Raw genomic sequence first — 18470 nt, 5'->3', positions numbered from 1 at the left:
AAGTCGATCGCCTTCCCGCCCGACGTCATCGGCTGCAGCGCGCCCAGCGCGGTCGAACCGTCCGCGTTCCGCTTGAACCAGATGTTCGGGAACGCGAGCATCCGGTGCCAGGCCACACTCATGTCCAGCTTCAGACTGACCGTGATCATCCAGACGAAGGAGGCGCCCAGCTTCAGCATCGCGAAGAAGTAGACCAGGTTCTCCAGGTCCGGCCTCGCCATGCCGTCGAACAGCTGGGTCAGACCGTAGGAGACGTAGTTCTCCGGCCCGTACTCCGCGTGGTGCAGCGCACCCTCCAGACCGCGCAGCACCATCACGGAGACACCGATGAGAAAGATCACCGTGTCGACGAAGTACGCATGGCCGAAGTTGGAGCCCGCGAAACGCGACTTACGGCCCGGTCGCCTCGGCAGGCTGAGCTGCCGGATCACGAACAGCATCACGATGCCGACCGTGGTGCCCGTGCCGATGAACTCGATGTACATCTCATACGGCAGCCAGCCGCCCACGACTGGCAGGGTCCAGTCCGGCTGGAACAACTGTCCGAACGCGTTCACGATCGTCAGCACCAGCGTGTAGAAGCCCAACGCGACGAACCAGTGCGCGAAGCCCACCACACCCCACTGCGCCATCCGCGTATGGCCGAGGAACTCCTTGACCAGCGTCACACTGCGCCGCCAAGGATCGTCCAGGCGATTGGCGTTCTTCGGCAAGGGCGCCCCCAGCCGGAAGAACCGGAAGAAGGACCAGAAGGCGCGCACGAACAATGCGATGCCGGCCGTGGCGAGTGTCAGCGAAACGACGATCGCGGCGAGCTGCATGGGGGCTCCTCGAAGCGTCCCGGCGGGCCGGGTGGACCCGCCGGGCGGACTGTCGGGCGATGCGCAGCCCCGGGACCGATGGGGCCGCCCTGGATTGCTACTAAGCGGTAACTTATGTTGCTCGTGCGAGAGTAGCGCCTCTCGCCACGGCAGGGCACCCGCACACTTGGTGATCTACGTCGCCGAGTGCGGAACCTCCGCTACCGCAGCACCACCCGCGTGCCGCCACCCGTCGGCCCGGACCCCTGTCCCACGGCCACATCGCGCGATGAACCATCGGTGCCGCCGGTGACCGCGGTCGCGACCGCTGCTGGTGCGAACCCTGGTGAGGGCGGGCCGGGGGCGGTGTCGGTGGTCAGGTTTTGTCCGGGAGGCGTTCGTCGCGGATACCGGTCCACCGCAGGGCGCTTCGGATGCCGTCCGTGAGGGTGTGGCGGGGTTCCCAGCCGAGGAGCCGTTCGGCGCGGTCGCTGCGTGTGTAGGCACCGGCCGCGTCGCCGGGGCGGGGACCGGTCTCCACGACGGTGACCGGTGGGGTGACCACGGTGTTGAAGGCGTCCACCAGTTCTTTGACCGTGGTGCCCGTTCCGGTGCCCAGGTTGATCACGCCGGACCGTGTGGGGCCCCGCATGATCTCGTCGAAGCGTTGCAGCGCCGCTACGTGTGCGGTGGCCAGGTCCCATACGTGGAGGTAGTCGCGGATTCCCGAGCCGTCCCGGGTGGGCCAGCCGGTGCCGGTGATCCGGAACGGCCGGCCTTCGGCGTGTGCCTCGATGAGTTTGCCCACCGCATGGGTGGGACGCCTTGTGTGCAGGCCCGTGCGGAGCTGGGGGTCGGCGCCGACCGGGTTGAAGTAGCGCAGGGACAGGATGCGGATCGGCTGGGTGGCGGCGATGTCGGCGAACATGGCCTCGCACACTGCCTTGGTTCGCGCGTAGGGGCTCAGTGGCTCGAGCGGGGAGTCCTCGGTGACGCTGAAGTCGGCGCCGGCGGCGTAGATCGAAGCGGAGGAGGAGAAGATCATCCTTCCGCATCCGTTCCGTATGAGGTGGGCGGCGAATTCCAGGCTCTTGACCACGTTCGCCCGGTAGTAGCCCACCGGGTCGGCGACGGAGTCCGGGACGAGGATCAGAGCCGCGCAGTGGACCACGGCATCGATGTCGGGGTGCTCGGTGAAGATCTGGTCGAGCAGGGCGCCGTCGGCGATGTCGCCTTCGTAGAAGGCGCGCCCCTCGGTGAACTCCCTTCGCCCGGTGACCAGGTTGTCGAGCAGGATGGGGGTGATGCCGGCGTCCGAGCAGGCCGAGGCGACGGTGCTGCCGATGTAGCCGGCGCCGCCGGAGATCAGTACTTTCACTGGCGGGACCTCTCTGTTCGCGGTGCGTGGGAGCTGTGGACGGTCAGTGGTCGTCGTCGCTGACGATGACGACCTTGGCTCCCTGGTAGCCGTGGCCGGTGACGCCGATGAGTTCCAGGGCCCGCTGGTGTTCGTCGAGCGGGATGTGGTGGGTGATGACGCGTTCCAGCGGCAGGTGCTCGGCCAGTGCGAGGGCGCGGGGGAAGGACGGCGCGTTGTAGTCGCCGGCGCCGACGATGCGCAGGCCGCGGCGGAGGATGTCCAGTGGCTGTACCGTCACGCGGGCCCGGTCGTCGAAGCCCATGATCACGACGGTTCCCGCGGTGTCCACGAGTCGCAGCGCCGTGTCGAGCAGGCTGCCGACGGTGTCGATGACCGTGCGGGAGCGGGGCGCCGGCCCGGCGGCGCCGGGCGTGGTGACGGTGAGGGGCGCGCGGGCCGGCAGGTCGTGCAGGAGCTTGGCCGCGAGTTCGCGCCGGAAGGGGTCCGTTTCGACGAGGAGGACGCCGCTGCCCAGGTGGAGCGCCGTCATCGCGGTGACCAGGCCGATGGGGCCCGCGCCGAGGACGGTCACGGTTTCACCGGGCACGATGGACGCCGCGTCGAGGTTGTTGAGGACGCAGGCCAGCGGCTCCACGACCACCGCGCGGTCCCAGCTCATGCCGTCCGGCAGCCGGTGCACGAACTTGTCGGGCAGGACGATGTAGTCGGCGTAGGATCCGTCGCGGTCCAGGCCCACTTCGGTCCCGGTCTTGTTCTCGCAGTGCTGGAACCGTGCCGCGGCGCACTGGGGGCAGGCCGAGCAGTACAGCGTGGGGTTGATCACGACACGGTCGCCCGGGGTGAACCGGCTCGCCGGGCCCGCGCTGTCGACCCGGCCGACGGCCTCGTGTCCCATGACCACGCCCGTCCTGGCCGGGAACTTGCCTGTCAGCACACCGCGGTCGGTGCCGCAGATGCCGGTCTGCACGACGCGGATGCGCACGTCGTCGGGTTCGGTGAGCCGGGGATCGGGCCGCTCGGTGCGGACGAGAGTGCCGTTCTCGCCGAGGGTGAGGGCACGCATACAACCTCCGTGTGGAGCAAGGGATCGGGGTGTCACCAGCGGATGGTGTCGAGCAGGTGGGCGTGCAGTTCCGCGGTCGAGGCGGCGACGCACGAGCGCTGGTTGAGCGGGGAGAGGTCGAGCAGGGCCGTTCCTTCCAGGCCCTGGCCGTAGGCGTCGGTGATCACCACGCCGGCCTTTTGGGCCAGGACCACCGCGGCGGCGATGTCGTAGGGGAACAGGTGGAGGACGTCGCCGCCGCCGACTCTGCGGAACTCGGGCTCTGTTCCGGGCCGGTCGCGCAGGATGCGGTTGCCGATGTCGACGTACGCGTCCAGTTGGCCGGTCACGATGCGGCTGATGGAGTAGCAGGCGCTGTTGAAGACGAAGACGCCGCCGGTGTTGGCGGAGGCGTCGACCAGGTGCGCGTACGCGTCCGTCATGAGCCGCATGGGGTGGCCGTTGAACTCCAGCGACCAGAACATGTGGCGTGGGGAGACGGTGGCGCTCAGGGAGGGGACGGGCGCGGGGAAGCCGTCGGCTTCGACGCCCTCGGTGCCGGGGCCGGTGTACATCCAGGCGCCGGTTGCCAGTTCCATGAGGAGTGCGTGGGTGACGTCGCCGATGGTGGGGTCCGGCTGGTCCAGTGGGGCGACCGCGAGGGAGACCATGGCCATCTCCAGGCCCGCCGACGCCGGCCGGGTGCCGTCGATGGGGTCGACGACGAGGAGGTGGCGTGGGTCGTCCCCGGTGTCGCGGCGGTGGTTGTCCTCGGTCTGCACGGCCAGGGGGACGCCGGCGTGGGCCGACAGGTGCTTCCACAGGGCCGCCTCGGCGACCGCGTCGATGTCGAACTGGGCGTCACCGCCCGGGGAGACGCCCAGCACCCGCCGGGTGAGCGGGGCCGGGCCGGCCGCCCGCAGGCTGTCGCGGATGGCCTCGGCCGCGCCGATCAGCAGGTCTTTCACGTCAGGATCTCCGTGAGCAGGGTGTCGAGGCGGTCGCACATGAGGGCGGCCTCCTGGAGCGTCATCGTGAGCGGGGGCCGGATCTTGAAGACGTTGCCGAAGCCGTAGCGGGAGCTGCGGATGATCAGGCCGTGGTCCATGGCCCGTCGCGCGACCGTGTTGGCGAGGTCGGCGGAGGGTTCGCCGGCGTCGTCCACCATCTCGACGCCGATCATCAGGCCGACGCCGCGCACGTCGCCGAGCTGGGGGAACCGTGTCTGCAGGGCGCGCAGGCGCCGCATGACGTACTCCCCGACGGCGGTGACGTTCTCGAGGAAGCCGGGGCGGCCGATGATCTCCAGGGTGGCGTTCGCCGCCGCGGCCGCCATGACGTTGGCCCCGTAGGTGAAGGAGTGGTGGTGTGCGTCCAGGCCGGCCAGTCGGTCGTTGGTGAGGATCGCCGCGACCTGGGCGCCGGAACCGCCGAGGCCCTTGGCCACGGTGATGGCGTCCGGTTCGACCTCGAAGTGGTCGGCGGCGAACATGTGGCCGGTGCGGCCGATGCCGGTCTGTATCTCGTCGAAGATCAGCACGATTCCGCGTTCGTCGCAGAATTCGCGCAGTCGCTGGAAGTATCCCGGCGGGGGGACGATGTTGCCGCCGTTGCCGGATATCGGCTCCACCATCACCGCGGCGATCTGGCCGGTGCTGGCGTATTCGATGAAGTCGTCGATCCTGTCGACGCACATCATGGCGCAGCTCGCCGGGGTCTGGCCGTAGAAGCAGCGGTAGCAGTACGGGTCGGGGACCTGGAGGCCCGCGGGCAGCAGGGCGGGGAAGGGTTCCTTGCGGAAGGCGTTCCCGGAGAGGGACGCCATCATCATGGTCTGGCCGAGGTGGCTGCGGAAGAGGGTGATGACGTCCCGCTTGCCGGTCGCCACCTGGGCCATTTTGATCGCGCCCTCGTTTGCGGCGGAGCCGCTGGAGACCTTCAGGTGGACCTTGGTCAGGTTCTTCGGCGACACGGAGACCAGGCGGTCGACGAGTTCGTTGACGGGTTCGCTCTGGAAGGCCGAGGTGACGTGGACCAGTTGGCCGGCCTGCTTCTGGATCGCCGCCACGACGTCGGGGTGGCTGTAGCCGAGGCTGAGGTTGAACGTGGCGGCCGCGCAGTCGATGTAGTCGCGGCCCTGGTCGTCGTAGAGGTAGACGCCCTCCCCGCGGGTCATCCTGTGTTCGGAGACCGGGTAGTACAGGCCTTGCGGTGCCTGCCTGTCGGGCATGGTCATTTCTCTCCCGAGGGTTCGGTCGTGCGGTGTGTCGCGGGGGGCGGGCCGCCGGTGGCCGCTGCCGGCGTGTCGGGGTGTGCGGCGGGGCCGGCCGGCGCGGGGGTGGGCGCGCTCGCGCCGGCGCGCCGGATCAGGGGGCCGCTCAGCGCGACGGTGACGGCGAGCAGGAGCGGGGTGAGCAGGGCGGTGGACAGGCTGGTGCGGTCCGCCAGTGAGCCGACGAGCGGCGGGCCCGCGAGGAAGCCGAAGTAGCCCAGTGTCGCGGCGCGGGCGAGGGCTGCCCCGGACTGGTCGGTGCTGAGGTTGCCGGCGGCCGTGAAGATCTGCGGTACGACGGTCGACACGCCCGCGCCGGCCAGCAGCCAGCCCAGCAGGATGGGCACCAGGTGCCCGGACCACACCACCAGGGCGAGGCCCGCGGCGGCCGTCGTGCCGCCCCAGCGGACGACCATGACCGATCCGTGCCGGGCGACGATACGGTCGCCGAGCGCCCGGCCGGTGGTCATGGCTCCGGCGAAGGCGGCGTAGGCGAGGGCGGCCACGCCGTTGTCCGCGTCCACCGTCTCCTGGAGGTGGACCCCGCCCCAGTCCGCGGCCGCTCCTTCGACGACCATGCTGCTGAAGGCGACGCAGCCCAGGAGTGTGGCGAGCAGCGGCAGCCGTCCCTTGGCGCGGGTCTTGTCCTCGTCGGCGTCGTCGGTGTCCGAGGGGGCCGGTTTCGGCAGCAGCCTGCTCCTGAGTGCCACGGCTGCCGAGCCCAGTATCAGGGCCGCCGCCGGCAGGGAGATCTCCCGGGGGACGTCCAGGCCGAGCAGCAGGGCGCCCGCTCCCGCGCCCGCCACCCCGCCGACGCTGAACACGGCGTGGAAGGCGGACATGATGGGTCTGCCGTAGCGCCGTTCGACCTCGACGGCCTGCCCGTTCATCGAGACGTCCATCAGGCCGTTGGCCGCGCCGAGCAGGGCGAGTGAGAGCACCAGCCAGGGCAGTGAGGGGGCGAAGGCGGGGCCCAGCAGGGTCAGCGGGAGCGCTGTGCCGCCGGCCCGGGTGACGGCGGCCGAGCCGGCGCGGTCGATGAGCCGGCCGGCGATCTGCATGGCGGCCAGGGCTCCGCCGGCCACCACGAGCAGCGCCGCTCCCAGTTGCAGGGAGCTGAGGTCCAAATCCCGCTTGATGTCGGGGATGTGAGCCACCCACAGGGCGAGCGCCGTGCCGTTGATGCCGAAGTATCCGAAGACCGCGGCGCGGGCAGCCGCAGCTGTGGGTTCCATGCGGTTTTCTCCTGTCTGGTGGGTGTGGGCCGCCCTGCGGTGCTGTGCCGGGAGCCGGGAGCCGGTGTGCGCTATCGGATGGTCTTGAGCAGGGGGACGAGTTCCGGCCACGGGCGGTAGTCGGTGTAGGCGCTGCCGCAGCGGTGCAGCCGGAGTTCCTGTGCGGTGACGTCGATCCGTCCGCCGTTGGCGTCGAGGTGCTGGAGCATACGGCGTGACTCGTCCACGGTGTCGGGGTAGGTCAGGTGCCAGTCGCCGGACGAGTACGCCTGTTCCCGCTGGACGAGCCGGGCCAGCACCGTGTCGTTCCATTTGAAGTGGTGGACCTGGGGGAAGGCCTCCTCGGCGGGCATGGGGCGTCCCGTCTCGGCGCCGTGCTGGCCGAGGTGCAGTCGTACCTCGCCGCGGGCGAGGGTCACCTTGGAGGAGCCGGCGCCCGGCAGGCGCAGCGTCACGAGTCCGGCGAGGGGGTACTGCGCCCAGATGGACTCGTGCGGTTTCAGCGGCGTCAGACTGCCGTCGGCGGACACCCGGTCCAGCAGGGCGCCCTTGACGTAGTCGTACCCGCCGGCTTCGCACGCGGCGATGATGTCGGTCAGGGGCCGGTCGTAGACATGGAACTCGTCGAGGTCCGCGACGACCCACCAGTCCTTGGGGTGGCGTCGCATCTGTGCCCGGATCAGATATCCGTTGAGGTCCTCGTCCCAGGGCCCCTGATGCACCGCGGCGAAGGAGATGCCGTGCTGGGCGGCCACCTCCTGGGAACGGCGGAAGTCGGGGTCGTCGAACGTCTCGATGTGCCGGGCGATGTGGAAGGACTCGACGCCGAGGGCGCGGTAGTGGGTGAGGGCGGCGTCCAGCAGGCCGGTGTCGGCGCCGACGACGGATACGAAGCGGATCGTCACGTCAGGTCTCTCTCGTTGTCGTCTGGTTCGTCCGGGCGGTCCGGCCGCCCCTGGCCGGCGGGGACCAGGGGGGCGGCGCGGCGCCGGAGGAGGAGGAGTACGGCGGCGAGCGCGCAGAGTCCGGCGCAGATCCAGAAGACGCTGCGGTAGCCGGCCTGCGCGGCGACCACCCCGGTGATGGCCCCGGCCAGCAGCTGGGCGACCGGGAAGGTGGACGAGTAGAGCGCGGACACCGTGCCGGTCCCGCCGGGTACCTCCTGTTGCACCACCACCATCGGGATACTCGTGATCACCGCGATCCACATGGCGTTCGGCAGCTGGAGGGCGAGCAGTGCGGGTGCCGAGCGGGCCATCGGCAGCAGGCAGAAGAAGACGACGGCGAGGGCCACGGCGGCGGCCATGATCCGTACTTTCCCGACGCGGTCGGCCAGACGGCCCACGGTGATCATCAGGGGGATCTCCAGGGCCGCGCAGGCTCCGGCCATCAGGCCGACCAGGGAGGCCGGCAGCCGCAGGTCCTTGGTGACGTGCAGCGCGATGGTGATGAGGTACATCTGGTTCGCCACGTTGACCGCCGTGACCGAGCCGAGCAGGAGCCAGGAGCGGGGCGGCACCGTGGTGAGGGCGCGGCGCAGGGCCGGACGGCGGTTGCCTGTCCTGTCGTCGGGCTCCGGCCGGGGCGGCGGCTGCAGGGCCGGCAGGAACCAGCGGCCGAGGACCACGGTCGGCACCAGCAGGGCGGCCGCGACCGCGTACATGCGGGCGAACCCGGCGTGGGTCAGCAGGAAGAGGCCGACGGGCGGACCGACCACCCACCCGGCGGAGAAGACGGACCGCACCGCGGAACTGAACGGGGTCACCTCCCTGCCGGTCGTGTCGGCGAACTCCTTGACGTACGCGAACAGCTGGGAGATGTACGCCTCGTTGAGGCCGAGGAGTACGGCTCCGGTGGCGAACACCACCGCGTAGGTGCGGGCGCCCGTGAGGATCAGCGCGCCGGCGCTTCCCGCGAGCGCGGTCGAGGCGAGGGCGATCCTGCGGTCGGGCAGCCGGTCGGACAGACGGCCCATGGCCAGGTTGATGCCGATGCCGGCGACGGCACAGCCGGTGAAGTACAGGCCGATGAGTCCGGGTCCCGCGCCCACGGCGTCCGCGAGGAACAGGCTGAGCGTGGTGCCGAACACCGACATCGCCAGGGCGTGGCATCCGGCGGCGACGCCCAGGGACGTCGCCGTCCTGCCGAACCGGCGTCCCTGAGGGGCGCCCTGCGTGTGGACGGGGGGCGTGGGACGCGCGAGCTTCACGTCGTTCCCCCGTCGGCCGGGTGCCGTGCGGGCCGGTGCTCGCCGTGCGCTACCGCCAGCCAGGTGCCCACGGAAGCCGCGGAGGGGAAGACGGAGAGGCCGGGTTCGGTCGGGTCGCCGATCACGACGGCCTCGCCGACGGATTGGAGCATCGGTATGTCGTTGGCCCGGTCCCCGAACGCGAGGGCCTCGGCCGGCGTCAGGCCCGTGTCCCGGAGGATCCTGCGGACCGCGTGTCCTTTGGAGGCGAGGGGTGAGAGCACTTCGACCGGTCCGCCTTCCTCGGGCCGGCAGGAGTAGGTGACGGTGACGGCATGCCCCAGGGCCTGCGCCGTACGGGCCAGGTCCCCGGCGTTCAGGGCGGCGCTGCGGCACAGGAGTTTGGTGACGGGCAGGGTGCTGCCGGTCAGGTCCGCGAGGTCCGCGCAGAAGCCGTCGGCGCCCGTGTCCGTGGCCGGCCACCAGGCGTATCCCGGCTCGTAGCCGAACGCGGACTCGAACTCCGTGGCGAAGCTGACCTTGGGGTCGGCTGTGCGGAGCGCGTCGGAGAATTCCCGTGCCCGCTGTCCGGCCAGGGGCGCGAGGATCCGCGTCCGGCCGTCCACGACCTCCGAGGCCCCGTTCGAGGTGACGATGTGGCGGGAGAGCCCCACGACGGCTGCCGGCAGATCGGACAGACAGCGTGCGGGGCGTCCGGTCACGAAGACCAGACGGGCTCCGCCGGCGGTCGTCCGCCGCAGCTGGTCGATGTCCTCGTCGAGGACGTGTCCGCCGGGGCGCACGAGGGTCCCGTCGAGGTCGCAGAAGACGATCCTGATCACGTCGCCTCCCCTCGGCGCCGTAACGCGGCGGCGCGGCTCGCGACCACCAGGAGGTTCCTGAGCGCGGCGTAGGCCCCCGCGCCGGGTTCGCCGCGCCGCACGCCTCTCCACGCCACTGCGCACGCCTTCCTGAACTCGTGGTGCAGGGACATGGCGGGCAGCACCTTCAGCGCTTCGCCGTGCGCCTGGCCCGCTCCGTAGGCCCGGACGCTTCTGAGGTCCTCCCGTACGCTCAGGGGCTTGTGCCGGATGACCGCCTGGGGGACGAGCCGCACCGGCAGGTTCGACCTGCGCCGGCGCAGTTCGAAGTCGCGGTCCTCGCGCCACTTCATGGCGGTGCTGAAGTGGTAGCCGCCCATCTTCGCCACGATGTCCGTGCGGTAGAGCAGCGGTGGGCTGTAGGCGTTGACCTTCTTGGTGACCAAGGGGTCTTCCGTCAGTCGTCGTGCCGCGGCCACCAGCCGGCTGCCGCGGCCCGCGGTTTCGAACCGGACCCGTCCCTTCACCAGCCCGGAGGACGCTTCGGCCAGCATCGAGGCGATGGCTCCGGGCTCGAAGGCGCAGTCGGAGTCCATGAGGAGGACCAGCGGCGTGAGCGCCTGCGTGATCGCGCGGTTGTAGGCCAGGCCGATTCCGCTGTCCGGGGTGCTCAGGACGGTCACGTGGGACGCGGCCTTCGCATACGTCGTCAGTCCCTTGAGGAACCAGTCCGGTGACCCGTTGGCGGAGATGATGACGGGGCAGGGGACGTCGATGGACGCCAGGCACCGATAGATCAGCGGATCGTCGCGCACCGGGATGACGATCGTCAGGTCCTGCGGGGACATGGGCGCGGGCGTGGGCGGGACGGAGGGCGAGGAGTCGGGGGAGCCGGCGTTCAAGGGGCGCTCCTCGGCCGGCTCACCGCTGCTTCGAACCGCTGGAGGACGGCGTCGGGGTCGATGTGCGTCACCAGACGGTGGGGTCCGTCGCCCTGCCGGAACCGGACGGCTCCGCGGTGCGCCGGATCGGTGTCGACGGTGATGGTTCCCGTCTCCTCCTTGTGCGGCAGGGCCGGGTCCGCCATGAGGGAGGCCGCGACCACGTCCCAGATGGGTTCGCGGTCCGTGCTCTCGCCCCGGGGCGATTCGCGTTCGAGCTTGTCCAGAGCGGCGCCGAGCGGGGTGCCGGTGCGCCGGATCCGCTCCACCGCCGCCGGCACCAGCCGCGGGGCCTCGAGGACCTCGAGCGGGACCATCACCGCGGTCTCCCACCCCGCCGACAGGCACTCCTCGAGGGCTTCGGGGTCGGCGAACGTGTTGAACTCGGCGTGTTCCGTCACGTTTCCGCTGCTGAGGGATCCGCCGGAGATCCACAGACGGTGCCGGGCCGGGACGGAGGGCGCAAGCCGCCGCAGGGCCCGGGCGATGTTCGTCACGGGGCCGAGGGCGAGGACGTCGGCCCCCGGGGATCGCGTCAGGGCCGCGGCCAGCGCGTCGGGGGCCGGCCCGTCCTCGGTGCCGGTGTCCCAGAAGCCGTCGTTGTCCGGGCGCAGCGAGGCGACGTACGTGTCCGCCGGCAGGGCCGCGACGGTCTCGCGCACGCCCTGACGGACGGGCTCGTACCACCACAGCGGTTTCTCGCACCCCCGGACGACCTCGATGTCCAGACGGTGAGCGCGCGCCAGGGCGTGTGCGTGTCGCGCCGAGATGGTGGCAGTGGTGTTCCCGAAGACCGTGGTGATCAGGCGGGGGATGCGCGCCAGGGCGAAGAGATGGTGGAGCGCGAGGGCGTCGTCGTTGATGCCCAGGGTGTCGGTGTCGACGAGCAGATCGCGTGGGGTGTCGTGCTCAGGACTCAAGGGGGGCTCCCAGGCTCATCCAGTACCGGAGCGCTTGTGCGTAGCCGCGGCCTTCGTGCTCGAGGAGGTCCACGGCGTCCCGCGGTCGCAGCACGCTGACCGAGGCGACCTGTTCGGCGCCGGCGGGGTTCGTGGGAGGACCGGCGAGTTCTCCTTGGACCGCTCCCCACAGCCAGGCCTTCAGCGGGAACGGGGCGTAGGGCTTGTAGGGGACGCGGTTGTAGCAGACGCCGCTGTGCGCGGCGAACCAGTGGGGTCGCCCCTTCACGAGGAAACCCGCCTCTTCGGCGAGTTCGCGGCGCAGGCACGCGTCGACGGACTCGCCGTCCTCCCTGGTTCCGCCGGGGAGGAAGGCCGTGCCGTCGGAGAGCCGGCAGACCACGACGCCGTCCTCCGCCAGGGGGATGGCCCGGACGCTCTGGACCACCTGGTCCGGGGGCCGCCGGTCGGTGAACCTGACGACGGTCTGGGCCCACTGCCAGTCCTCTAGGTGTTCTCGCACGCCGGCTCCCGGGTTCCCGCCGCCTCGGCGATGAATTTCAGGTCGGTCCGGTAGGTCACGAACGATTCCGCGTAGGGGACTCCGATGGCGGCTCCCTGGACGGCGTCGGCCTGTTCGATCCCGCTCATGGACCGCGGGTGGGGGTCCGGCTTGGTCTGGTGCCGGTAGCAGGCGACCGCGGCCTGTTTCTGCCCGTAGTGCTCGGTGATGTCGAGGGTGGCCGTGGCCTGCTCCGGCTGCGAGCTCCAGGAGTCCTCGGGGCACTGGTAGCCCAGGATCACCGACGGGGTGTGATGTCCGGCTCCGCGGTTGCGGCATGCGGCGAACGCCGCTTGGTGGGCCACCTGGTGGTCCTGGTGGAACGCTCCGCGGGCCGGCAGCAGCACGAGTTGGGGCCGCACGCTGTCGAGGGAGATCGGGGAGGTGGACTCTATCGACTCGACGAGTCGCGCGGTCTGTGTGTGCAGGGTGTCCCGGTGATCGCCGTCCTGGATCATCACGTGGTAGTCGCTGACGCCGAGCTTGCTGCATGCCAGCGCGAACTCGGTGCCCCGGTCGGCGGCCACCCGGGCCGCGGCCGGGCCGCCCGTGTTGATCCCGTGCTGGACGATGAGTTCGACGTAGACGTCCATGCCGGAGGCCGCCAGTGTCGCGATGGTGCCTCCGCACCCGAACGTCTCGTCGTCGGGATGCGGCGCTATGACGAGCACGCTCCCACGCGCCATGTCTATTCCTCCCCCGTTCGTGGCTCCATGGAAGTGGTGGATTCCATGGAAGTGGTGGACTCCGTGGAAGTGGTGGACTCCGTGGAAGTGGTGGACTCCGTGGAGGTGGTGGACTCCGTGCAGGTGGTGGACTCCGTGGAGGTGGTGGACTCCGTGGAGGTGGTGGACTCCGTGGAGGTGGTGGGCTCCTTCGTCTCCGGCCCGGCCTGGAATGTGGTGTAGCCGGGAACGCGCACGAGCACGGTCGTGGTGAAGGAGCGCTGTCCGTGCAGCCCTTCGGGCAGCTTTCTCTCGTTGCTGGTGAGCAGGGCGAGGTACTGCTCCACCAGATGCGTCGTGCCCCAGAAGGCGGCCGCGCATCCGCCTCCGAACCGTACGTTGACCTCGGTGAGGACGATGCCGTCGGGCTGCAGGAATCCCTGCACGCAGGAAGGCCCTACGACCCGCAGTTCCCGCAGCAGGCCGGCGACGAGCTGTTCGAGTCGCGGGTGGTGGAAGGTCTCGGTGACCGTGGACATGCCCGAGCGGGTCCGCAGCCGCCGCCGGGTGACGACGAGCGGCAGGTCCGCACCCGTGTACAGACAGTCCGCGGAGAATTCCTGTCCCGTCAGTACTTCCTGGACCAGTCCGTCCGGATGCCGGGCCAGCCAGGCGTCCAGCTCGGGCCGGCTGGAGCAGACCATGGAGTCCGTCCCGCCGCTGCCCGAGCGTGTCTTGACGAACACGCCGGCGGCCGGGAGGGGGCCGGCTCGCAGGTCGTCCGCCGAGTAGGAGAGCGGTGTCCGGAATCGGGGGTCCCCGCTCAGCCGGCGGGCGAACTCCGCCTTGTCCGAGCACACCCGGACGGTTTCAGGTGAGGGAATCCACTGCGTCAGGCCCAGCTCGCTCAGGGTCTCGGTCTCGTGGGCGGCGTAACGCACCTCGGCGTCCGTGTTGAAGCTGACGCAGCCGGCTCCGAAGTCCTTCGCGGCCTTCGCCAGTGCTTCGAGGTAGGCGCCGCCTTCCGACGCCGGAGGAAGCAGCCGGGCCCGAGGGGAGTTGGCGAGCAGTGCAGGGCAGAGGGGATCGGCGTCGGCCCAGAGGACTTCGTATCCGAGCTGCTCGGCCTGGAGCGCCACTGCGTAGCCGGATGCGCCGCCGGTTCCCGTGACAACTATCCGCATACGGTCCATTTCGTTCTCGAGCTCGCGGGAGATTTCGCCGCGGGGCGGGCGGAAGCGGTGCCGTCGAGCACGCGGCTAGTGCCACTCCCCTCGGGCCACGATCTCCCGGACGCGTTCGCCGAAGGTCGGGTCGGCGCCCGGGTACGGATTGGTGATGACGGTGCCTTCCGTGAGGAAGTGGGCCATCCCGCGGCCCATCTTGCGGCCCGCTTCGGTGTGGATGTCGAGCGCGTAGTCCGGGATGACCGGGCCGCGCAGATTCTTGTTCATCGTGTGGCGCGACCACATGCAGATCTCGTCCGTGGTCTCGTCCTTGGGGATCGCGACCAGGTAGCGGACGGCCTGCACGAGGAAGCCCCAGCGCTCGCCGGTGCCCCGCTGCATGCGCATGCCCACGCGCTGCAGGGACTCGACGATGAGCGTCTGCATGAACGTCCCGTCATTGCAGTCCGACATGGAGATCACCAGCAGCCGGTTCCACAGGTGCGTCTCCAGTTCCGGGCTCGTCTCGTACATCTCCCGGGCGACCAGAAGCGCCTCTTCCAGATTTCCCCTGCGGATGTATTTCTGAAGGGCCGATATCAGTTCGTCGCACTGAAAGCCGCGGACGCTCGTCACGTCTGCCCAAGGATCTCGCGTGGTCGGCGGAAGGGACATGTTCCTCCTTGTACTTCGAGCCTTTGCTCGCTTCCGAAGAAACTAGTGCGGTTTCACGGCGAATTGCTTCTCATTCCCACACGATTGCAAACGTAGATCATCGGCGGTGGGAGAGGACAGGAACTTTCGCGCCCCGCCCGCGGGGGTGAGATGTCCTGGTTCGGTGGTCAATCAGTGACCGTCGGCGGGTGGGGTGGCACGGGGTTCGCGCCGCGCGGGCCGGCGTGCGCGGCCGAGTAGCCGCAGCTCAGGGCGATGCGAGGACGGAGGGCTTCTTTCATGTTTTAAGTTAAGGTGTGCTTCGGGAGGGTTGGCTGGTTGATGACGATCGGGCAGGAGGCCTGGGTCCTGTGGTGGTGGCCCGCTGGACTGTGGCGGCCGCCTCGCCGGTACCGATGTACCGATGGGCGCCGCGGCCGACCGGGCGCCGGACGCGCCCGCGTGGGATGCAACCGTCCGTCAGACCCGCGGCGAGCACGGGCCGTTGACCTTCCAGGCGGCGGTGTGCGGCTTCGCTGAAGCCACCGAGTACAGGTGGTCCCACGGCGCCCGGGTCAGTCGGGGTGGAACTCGTTGCCCTTCATTTTCCCGGGTGGATCCGGCGGCAGCGTTGCGGGAGCGCGTTGTCGGATCCTGTGCTCCCGTTCGGCGCAGACGGGTGTCGGCACTGTTTCGGGGGGTTCACTCGGAAATCGGTCCTGGCATGCGCATCTGGTGGGGAGCAGGTAGTTCTACTCGTACCTACCCGTTTCTCTCCAAGGAGCTTGAAATGCTGACCACCATCCTCGGTTCCGTTGGCGAATTCCTGGGAATCGTCGTCGGCGCTCTCTTCTGAGCGGTGCGGGAACGGGTCGAGGCCGGGCTGTGGGCCCGGCCTCGACCGACGGTTCGCGTGGGGTGGGGCTCAGGGCTGGGGTGGGAGAGTCCGCAGCCCTGAGCGGTTCGGGGGTCAGCGGACGTAGCGGTGCATGGTCACCGTGGGCGCGAAGTCGGCCAGTTGGTCGTTGCCGGGGGTGCGGGGGGCGCGGGGGGCGCGGGCGGCCTCGTGGTCGAGGATGCTCTTGACCTGGCGGGCGAGTTCGTCGGCGTGTTGGCTGATGCGGGCGATGGACCACTGGGAGGTGCGCAGCGCGTCGACCTGGCGGTTGATGTGGGCGAGTTGGCCGCGTGCCTGGGCGCTGAGGGTGAAGCGGCGCGGGGTGGCCACGATGAACTGGTAGGCGGCGGAGTAGGTCTGGCACGCCGGGCAGTGTTCGTTGACGGACCTGCTGAGGTTGGTGGCGTTGATCAGGCGCGCGTTCGCTCCGGCCGTGGTGACGATCTGGTACGAGAGCGCGATGGACCGGCAGGGGTTGTCCGGGGAGCATCCCGCCGATACGGCGGTGGCCCGGTTGTTCGCGGTGACGGCGACGGTGGGGCCGTACTCGTGGATGGCGAAGTTCTCGTCGAATTGGCGCACGTGAGTCCTGTCTGCGTGGCTGCGGGCCGAGTCGACGGCGATGGCGACGCGGGGGAAGCGGCCGGCGGCCTGGGTCGGGGTGGTGGCGGCCGTCATGACCGCGGTGGTCGTGGCGGCGATGCCGAGGCCGAGGGCGGCTTTGGTGGCGGTGCGGGTGCGTGGTTTGCGGTGGTGCATGGGGGCTCCTGTCGGTGAGGGTCAGGGGAGTCGGAGGGTCAGGGGGTCGGGGGGGCGGGGGTCAGGGGGGGTGGGGGGTGTCAGGAAAGGGTGAGGGTGGGGGTGGGGGAGGTTGGTGGGGGTGAGAGGGAGGGGGTGGGTGTGGGGGTCGTGGAGGGCGTGGGGGTGGTGGAGGGGGACGGCGAGGGCGTGGGGGTGATGGGGGGTGTCCGGCTGGTGGAGGGGGGTGGTGTGGGGGATTGCGTGGGGGTGGCTGTGGGGGGTGTGGGTGAGGGGGGCGGCGGGGTGGTCGGCTTGGGGGTGTGGGGGACAGGTGGGGTGCTGGGGGTCGGTGTGGGGGGTGGGGTGGTGGTCCGGTGGGTGGGGGCGGGAGGGGTCGGGCGGGGTGGTGGCGGGGTGGGTTTGCCGGGTTGGAGGGCGGGGGTGACGGGTGCCGCTTCGGGGAGGGGGCGGGGGGTGAGGCCCTGGATCCATGCGGTGGCCAGGACGGCCAGGCCGACGGCGGCCGCGGCGGCCAGGGTCAGGCGCAGCGCCGGTTTTCCGCGGGTGGCCGTGGCGGCGGCCTTCCAGAGGCGGGTGGTGATCCGGCCGGCGAGGTAGGCGCCTCCGGCCACCGGGCACAGGAGCATGAGGGTGCCGATGACGGCCATGAGGCCGGCGGCGAGGTGGCCGTCGGCGAAGGCCGTGTAGGTTCCCGTGCTCTGGTCGCGCAGGCTGCGGGCGGCGGTGATCAGGAGGCGGGGCAGGTTCCACAGGGCGTAGGCGGCCTCGGCGAGCAGCAGCGGGATCATGGTGAGGACCCAGGCCGTCACGGTGATGCGGGCGGAGCGTTTGAGCTCGGCGGCTCCGGCGGTGCGGCGGGTGCGCCGGCGTCCGGGCAGCAGGCCGAGCAGGATGGGCTTGACCTTGCCGTACAGGTCGGGGACGCCGGCGAGGTCGCCCAGGATGTAGTAGCCGTCCAGCCGGACCACGGGCATGAGCTGTTCGAGGATCTCGAAGTGGGTCAGGTAGACGGCGGCCAGGAAGAAGGGTTGCCCGGTGGCGAGGTAGCCGGCGGCCAGGGCGAGCATGAAGATGCCGTTGAAGTAGACGCCTCCCAGCCCGGTGCGCAGGCGGCCGGTCCTGCCGACGCGGTAGACGTCGGTGACGTCGGTGTACATGGAGGGCCAGATCAGGAAGATGCCGCAGCCGATCTTTCCCGGGGTCGCTCCGCTGTAGCGGCAGGCCGAGGCGTGGCCGAACTCGTGGAAGAGGAGGGAGGCGACGGTCAGGGCGAAGAGGATGAGCATCCACAGGGGCTGCTGGAGGACTTGCAGCAGGGGGGTGATGGCTCCGTGGACGGCGAACAGCCACACGTCCAGGGCGGCGATGCCGGCCAGGGTGAGGGCGACGGCGGCGGGGTGGTGCAGCCAGGCCAGGGCGGCGGCGATGCGGGCCACGTGGGGTTCGCGGAAGATGACCTTGTGGCCGCGCAGGGCCAGCAGCAGGTCGGTGCGGGGCAGGGGGGCCTCCGCCTGCTGGGCGCCGTCCGCCGGCGGGGCGGTGATGCCGAGGGGGGCGAGCTTGTGCTCGATGAGGTAGTGGATGTCGTCGGTGGTGACCTCCGCTCCGTGGCGGCCGCTGACGCGGTGGGAGATCGTCTCCGTGTCGCGTACGCCGTCGATGGAGCTGACGACGAGGTAGAGCAGCCGGGAGAGCTGGATGACCTGTCCGTCGCCGCGGCGGACGAGGTATTTGCGTTCGGTGAAGCCTGAGCCCTGGTATTCACCCAGTCGTTGCAGGCCCTCGCTGAGCCGGGGCGCGGGTGCGGCGCCGGGGGCCGTCGGGGCCGGGGAGGCCGTGGGGGCCGTGCCTGGGGGCGGGGGGTCGCTGCCGGCGGGCAGGGTGGCGGGGGCGGGAGCCGTTGCGGGGGCGGTGGCGAGGGCCGTGGCGGGGGCCGTGGCGGGGGTGCCGGTGGGAGTGTCATCGGGCGCCGTCATGGGCTTCTCCTGGCGCGTGGGAGGGTGGGCGCGTGGGCGCGTCGGCCGGTCCTGGCCGCGGATGCTGCACGTCGGCCGGTCCTGGCCGCGGATGCTGCCGGCGGTCGGGTGCGGGGGCCGGTGAGCGCGCTGTGCCTTCTCGCGTACGGCGCCTCGCAGGCCGGCGGCAGGGCTGCGAGCGGACGGGTGCCGGTGTGCCGCGAACAGC

General features: G+C 70.6%; 16 protein-coding genes and 1 pseudogene. All 17 read right to left on the bottom strand.

From position 1 onward, the window contains the following. Positions 1 to 821: pseudogene (locus ACI2LW_RS30240) on the bottom strand (Fe-S oxidoreductase); the annotation flags it as partial. Positions 822 to 1176: 355 nt separating this feature from the next. After that, the gene (gene galE / locus ACI2LW_RS30235) at positions 1177 to 2178 is read right to left on the bottom strand and encodes a UDP-glucose 4-epimerase GalE (RefSeq protein WP_404734437.1); all 1002 of its coding nucleotides are present in this window, start codon (positions 2176 to 2178) and stop codon (positions 1177 to 1179) included. Between the two features lie 43 nt (positions 2179 to 2221). Next, on the bottom strand, positions 2222 to 3244 hold the full coding sequence (locus ACI2LW_RS30230) for a zinc-binding dehydrogenase (protein WP_404734436.1): 1023 nt from the start codon (positions 3242 to 3244) through the stop codon (positions 2222 to 2224). Positions 3245 to 3276: 32 nt separating this feature from the next. Continuing rightward, entirely contained in the window at positions 3277 to 4191 is a 915-nt protein-coding gene (locus ACI2LW_RS30225) for an inositol monophosphatase family protein (RefSeq protein WP_404734435.1), read from the bottom strand. Continuing rightward, complete coding sequence (locus tag ACI2LW_RS30220; protein WP_404734434.1) at positions 4188 to 5453, bottom strand: aspartate aminotransferase family protein; 1266 nt, start codon at positions 5451 to 5453, stop codon at positions 4188 to 4190. Before ACI2LW_RS30220 ends, ACI2LW_RS30225 begins: the two co-directional genes overlap by 4 nt. Positions 5454 to 5455: 2 nt before the next feature. Continuing rightward, on the bottom strand, positions 5456 to 6730 hold the full coding sequence (locus ACI2LW_RS30215; RefSeq protein WP_404734433.1) for an MFS transporter: 1275 nt from the start codon (positions 6728 to 6730) through the stop codon (positions 5456 to 5458). Positions 6731 to 6801: 71 nt separating this feature from the next. Next, positions 6802 to 7635 carry a hypothetical protein gene (locus tag ACI2LW_RS30210; RefSeq protein ID WP_404734432.1) on the bottom strand — a complete coding sequence of 278 codons (834 nt, stop codon included), beginning with the start codon at positions 7633 to 7635 and terminating at the stop codon, positions 6802 to 6804. After that, positions 7632 to 8939 (bottom strand): sugar efflux transporter, encoded by a 1308-nt coding sequence (locus ACI2LW_RS30205; protein ID WP_404734431.1) that lies wholly within the window; start codon positions 8937 to 8939, stop codon positions 7632 to 7634. The genes ACI2LW_RS30210 and ACI2LW_RS30205 overlap by 4 nt, the downstream gene beginning before the upstream one ends. Then, complete coding sequence (locus ACI2LW_RS30200) at positions 8936 to 9760, bottom strand: HAD family hydrolase (protein WP_404734430.1); 825 nt, start codon at positions 9758 to 9760, stop codon at positions 8936 to 8938. Before ACI2LW_RS30200 ends, ACI2LW_RS30205 begins: the two co-directional genes overlap by 4 nt. Beyond that, complete coding sequence (locus tag ACI2LW_RS30195) at positions 9757 to 10641, bottom strand: glycosyltransferase family 2 protein (protein WP_404734429.1); 885 nt, start codon at positions 10639 to 10641, stop codon at positions 9757 to 9759. Before ACI2LW_RS30195 ends, ACI2LW_RS30200 begins: the two co-directional genes overlap by 4 nt. Then, entirely contained in the window at positions 10638 to 11600 is a 963-nt protein-coding gene (locus ACI2LW_RS30190) for a nucleoside hydrolase (protein WP_404734428.1), read from the bottom strand. The genes ACI2LW_RS30195 and ACI2LW_RS30190 overlap by 4 nt, the downstream gene beginning before the upstream one ends. Then, positions 11590 to 12102: an NUDIX domain-containing protein gene (locus ACI2LW_RS30185; RefSeq protein WP_404734427.1), complete on the bottom strand. Its 513-nt coding sequence runs from the start codon at positions 12100 to 12102 to the stop codon at positions 11590 to 11592. Before ACI2LW_RS30185 ends, ACI2LW_RS30190 begins: the two co-directional genes overlap by 11 nt. Next, complete coding sequence (locus ACI2LW_RS30180) at positions 12087 to 12827, bottom strand: PIG-L deacetylase family protein (protein WP_404734426.1); 741 nt, start codon at positions 12825 to 12827, stop codon at positions 12087 to 12089. Before ACI2LW_RS30180 ends, ACI2LW_RS30185 begins: the two co-directional genes overlap by 16 nt. A gap of 2 nt (positions 12828 to 12829) precedes the next feature. Next, complete coding sequence (locus tag ACI2LW_RS30175; RefSeq protein WP_404734425.1) at positions 12830 to 13990, bottom strand: ATP-grasp domain-containing protein; 1161 nt, start codon at positions 13988 to 13990, stop codon at positions 12830 to 12832. Between the two features lie 75 nt (positions 13991 to 14065). Continuing rightward, positions 14066 to 14608 (bottom strand): hypothetical protein, encoded by a 543-nt coding sequence (locus tag ACI2LW_RS30170; RefSeq protein ID WP_404734424.1) that lies wholly within the window; start codon positions 14606 to 14608, stop codon positions 14066 to 14068. Between the two features lie 988 nt (positions 14609 to 15596). Next, positions 15597 to 16283: a hypothetical protein gene (locus tag ACI2LW_RS30165; protein ID WP_404734423.1), complete on the bottom strand. Its 687-nt coding sequence runs from the start codon at positions 16281 to 16283 to the stop codon at positions 15597 to 15599. 80 nt (positions 16284 to 16363) lie between these two features. Further along, the gene (locus tag ACI2LW_RS30160) at positions 16364 to 18262 is read right to left on the bottom strand and encodes a hypothetical protein (protein ID WP_404734422.1); all 1899 of its coding nucleotides are present in this window, start codon (positions 18260 to 18262) and stop codon (positions 16364 to 16366) included. Between the last annotated feature and the right edge of the window lie 208 nt (positions 18263 to 18470).

It is taken from the genome of Streptomyces sp. NPDC004065, assembly GCF_044903565.1.
Lineage (GTDB): Bacteria > Actinomycetota > Actinomycetes > Streptomycetales > Streptomycetaceae > Streptomyces.
The sequence above is the reverse complement of the archived record's forward strand: the minus strand, read 5'-3'. Positions and strand labels throughout refer to the sequence as shown.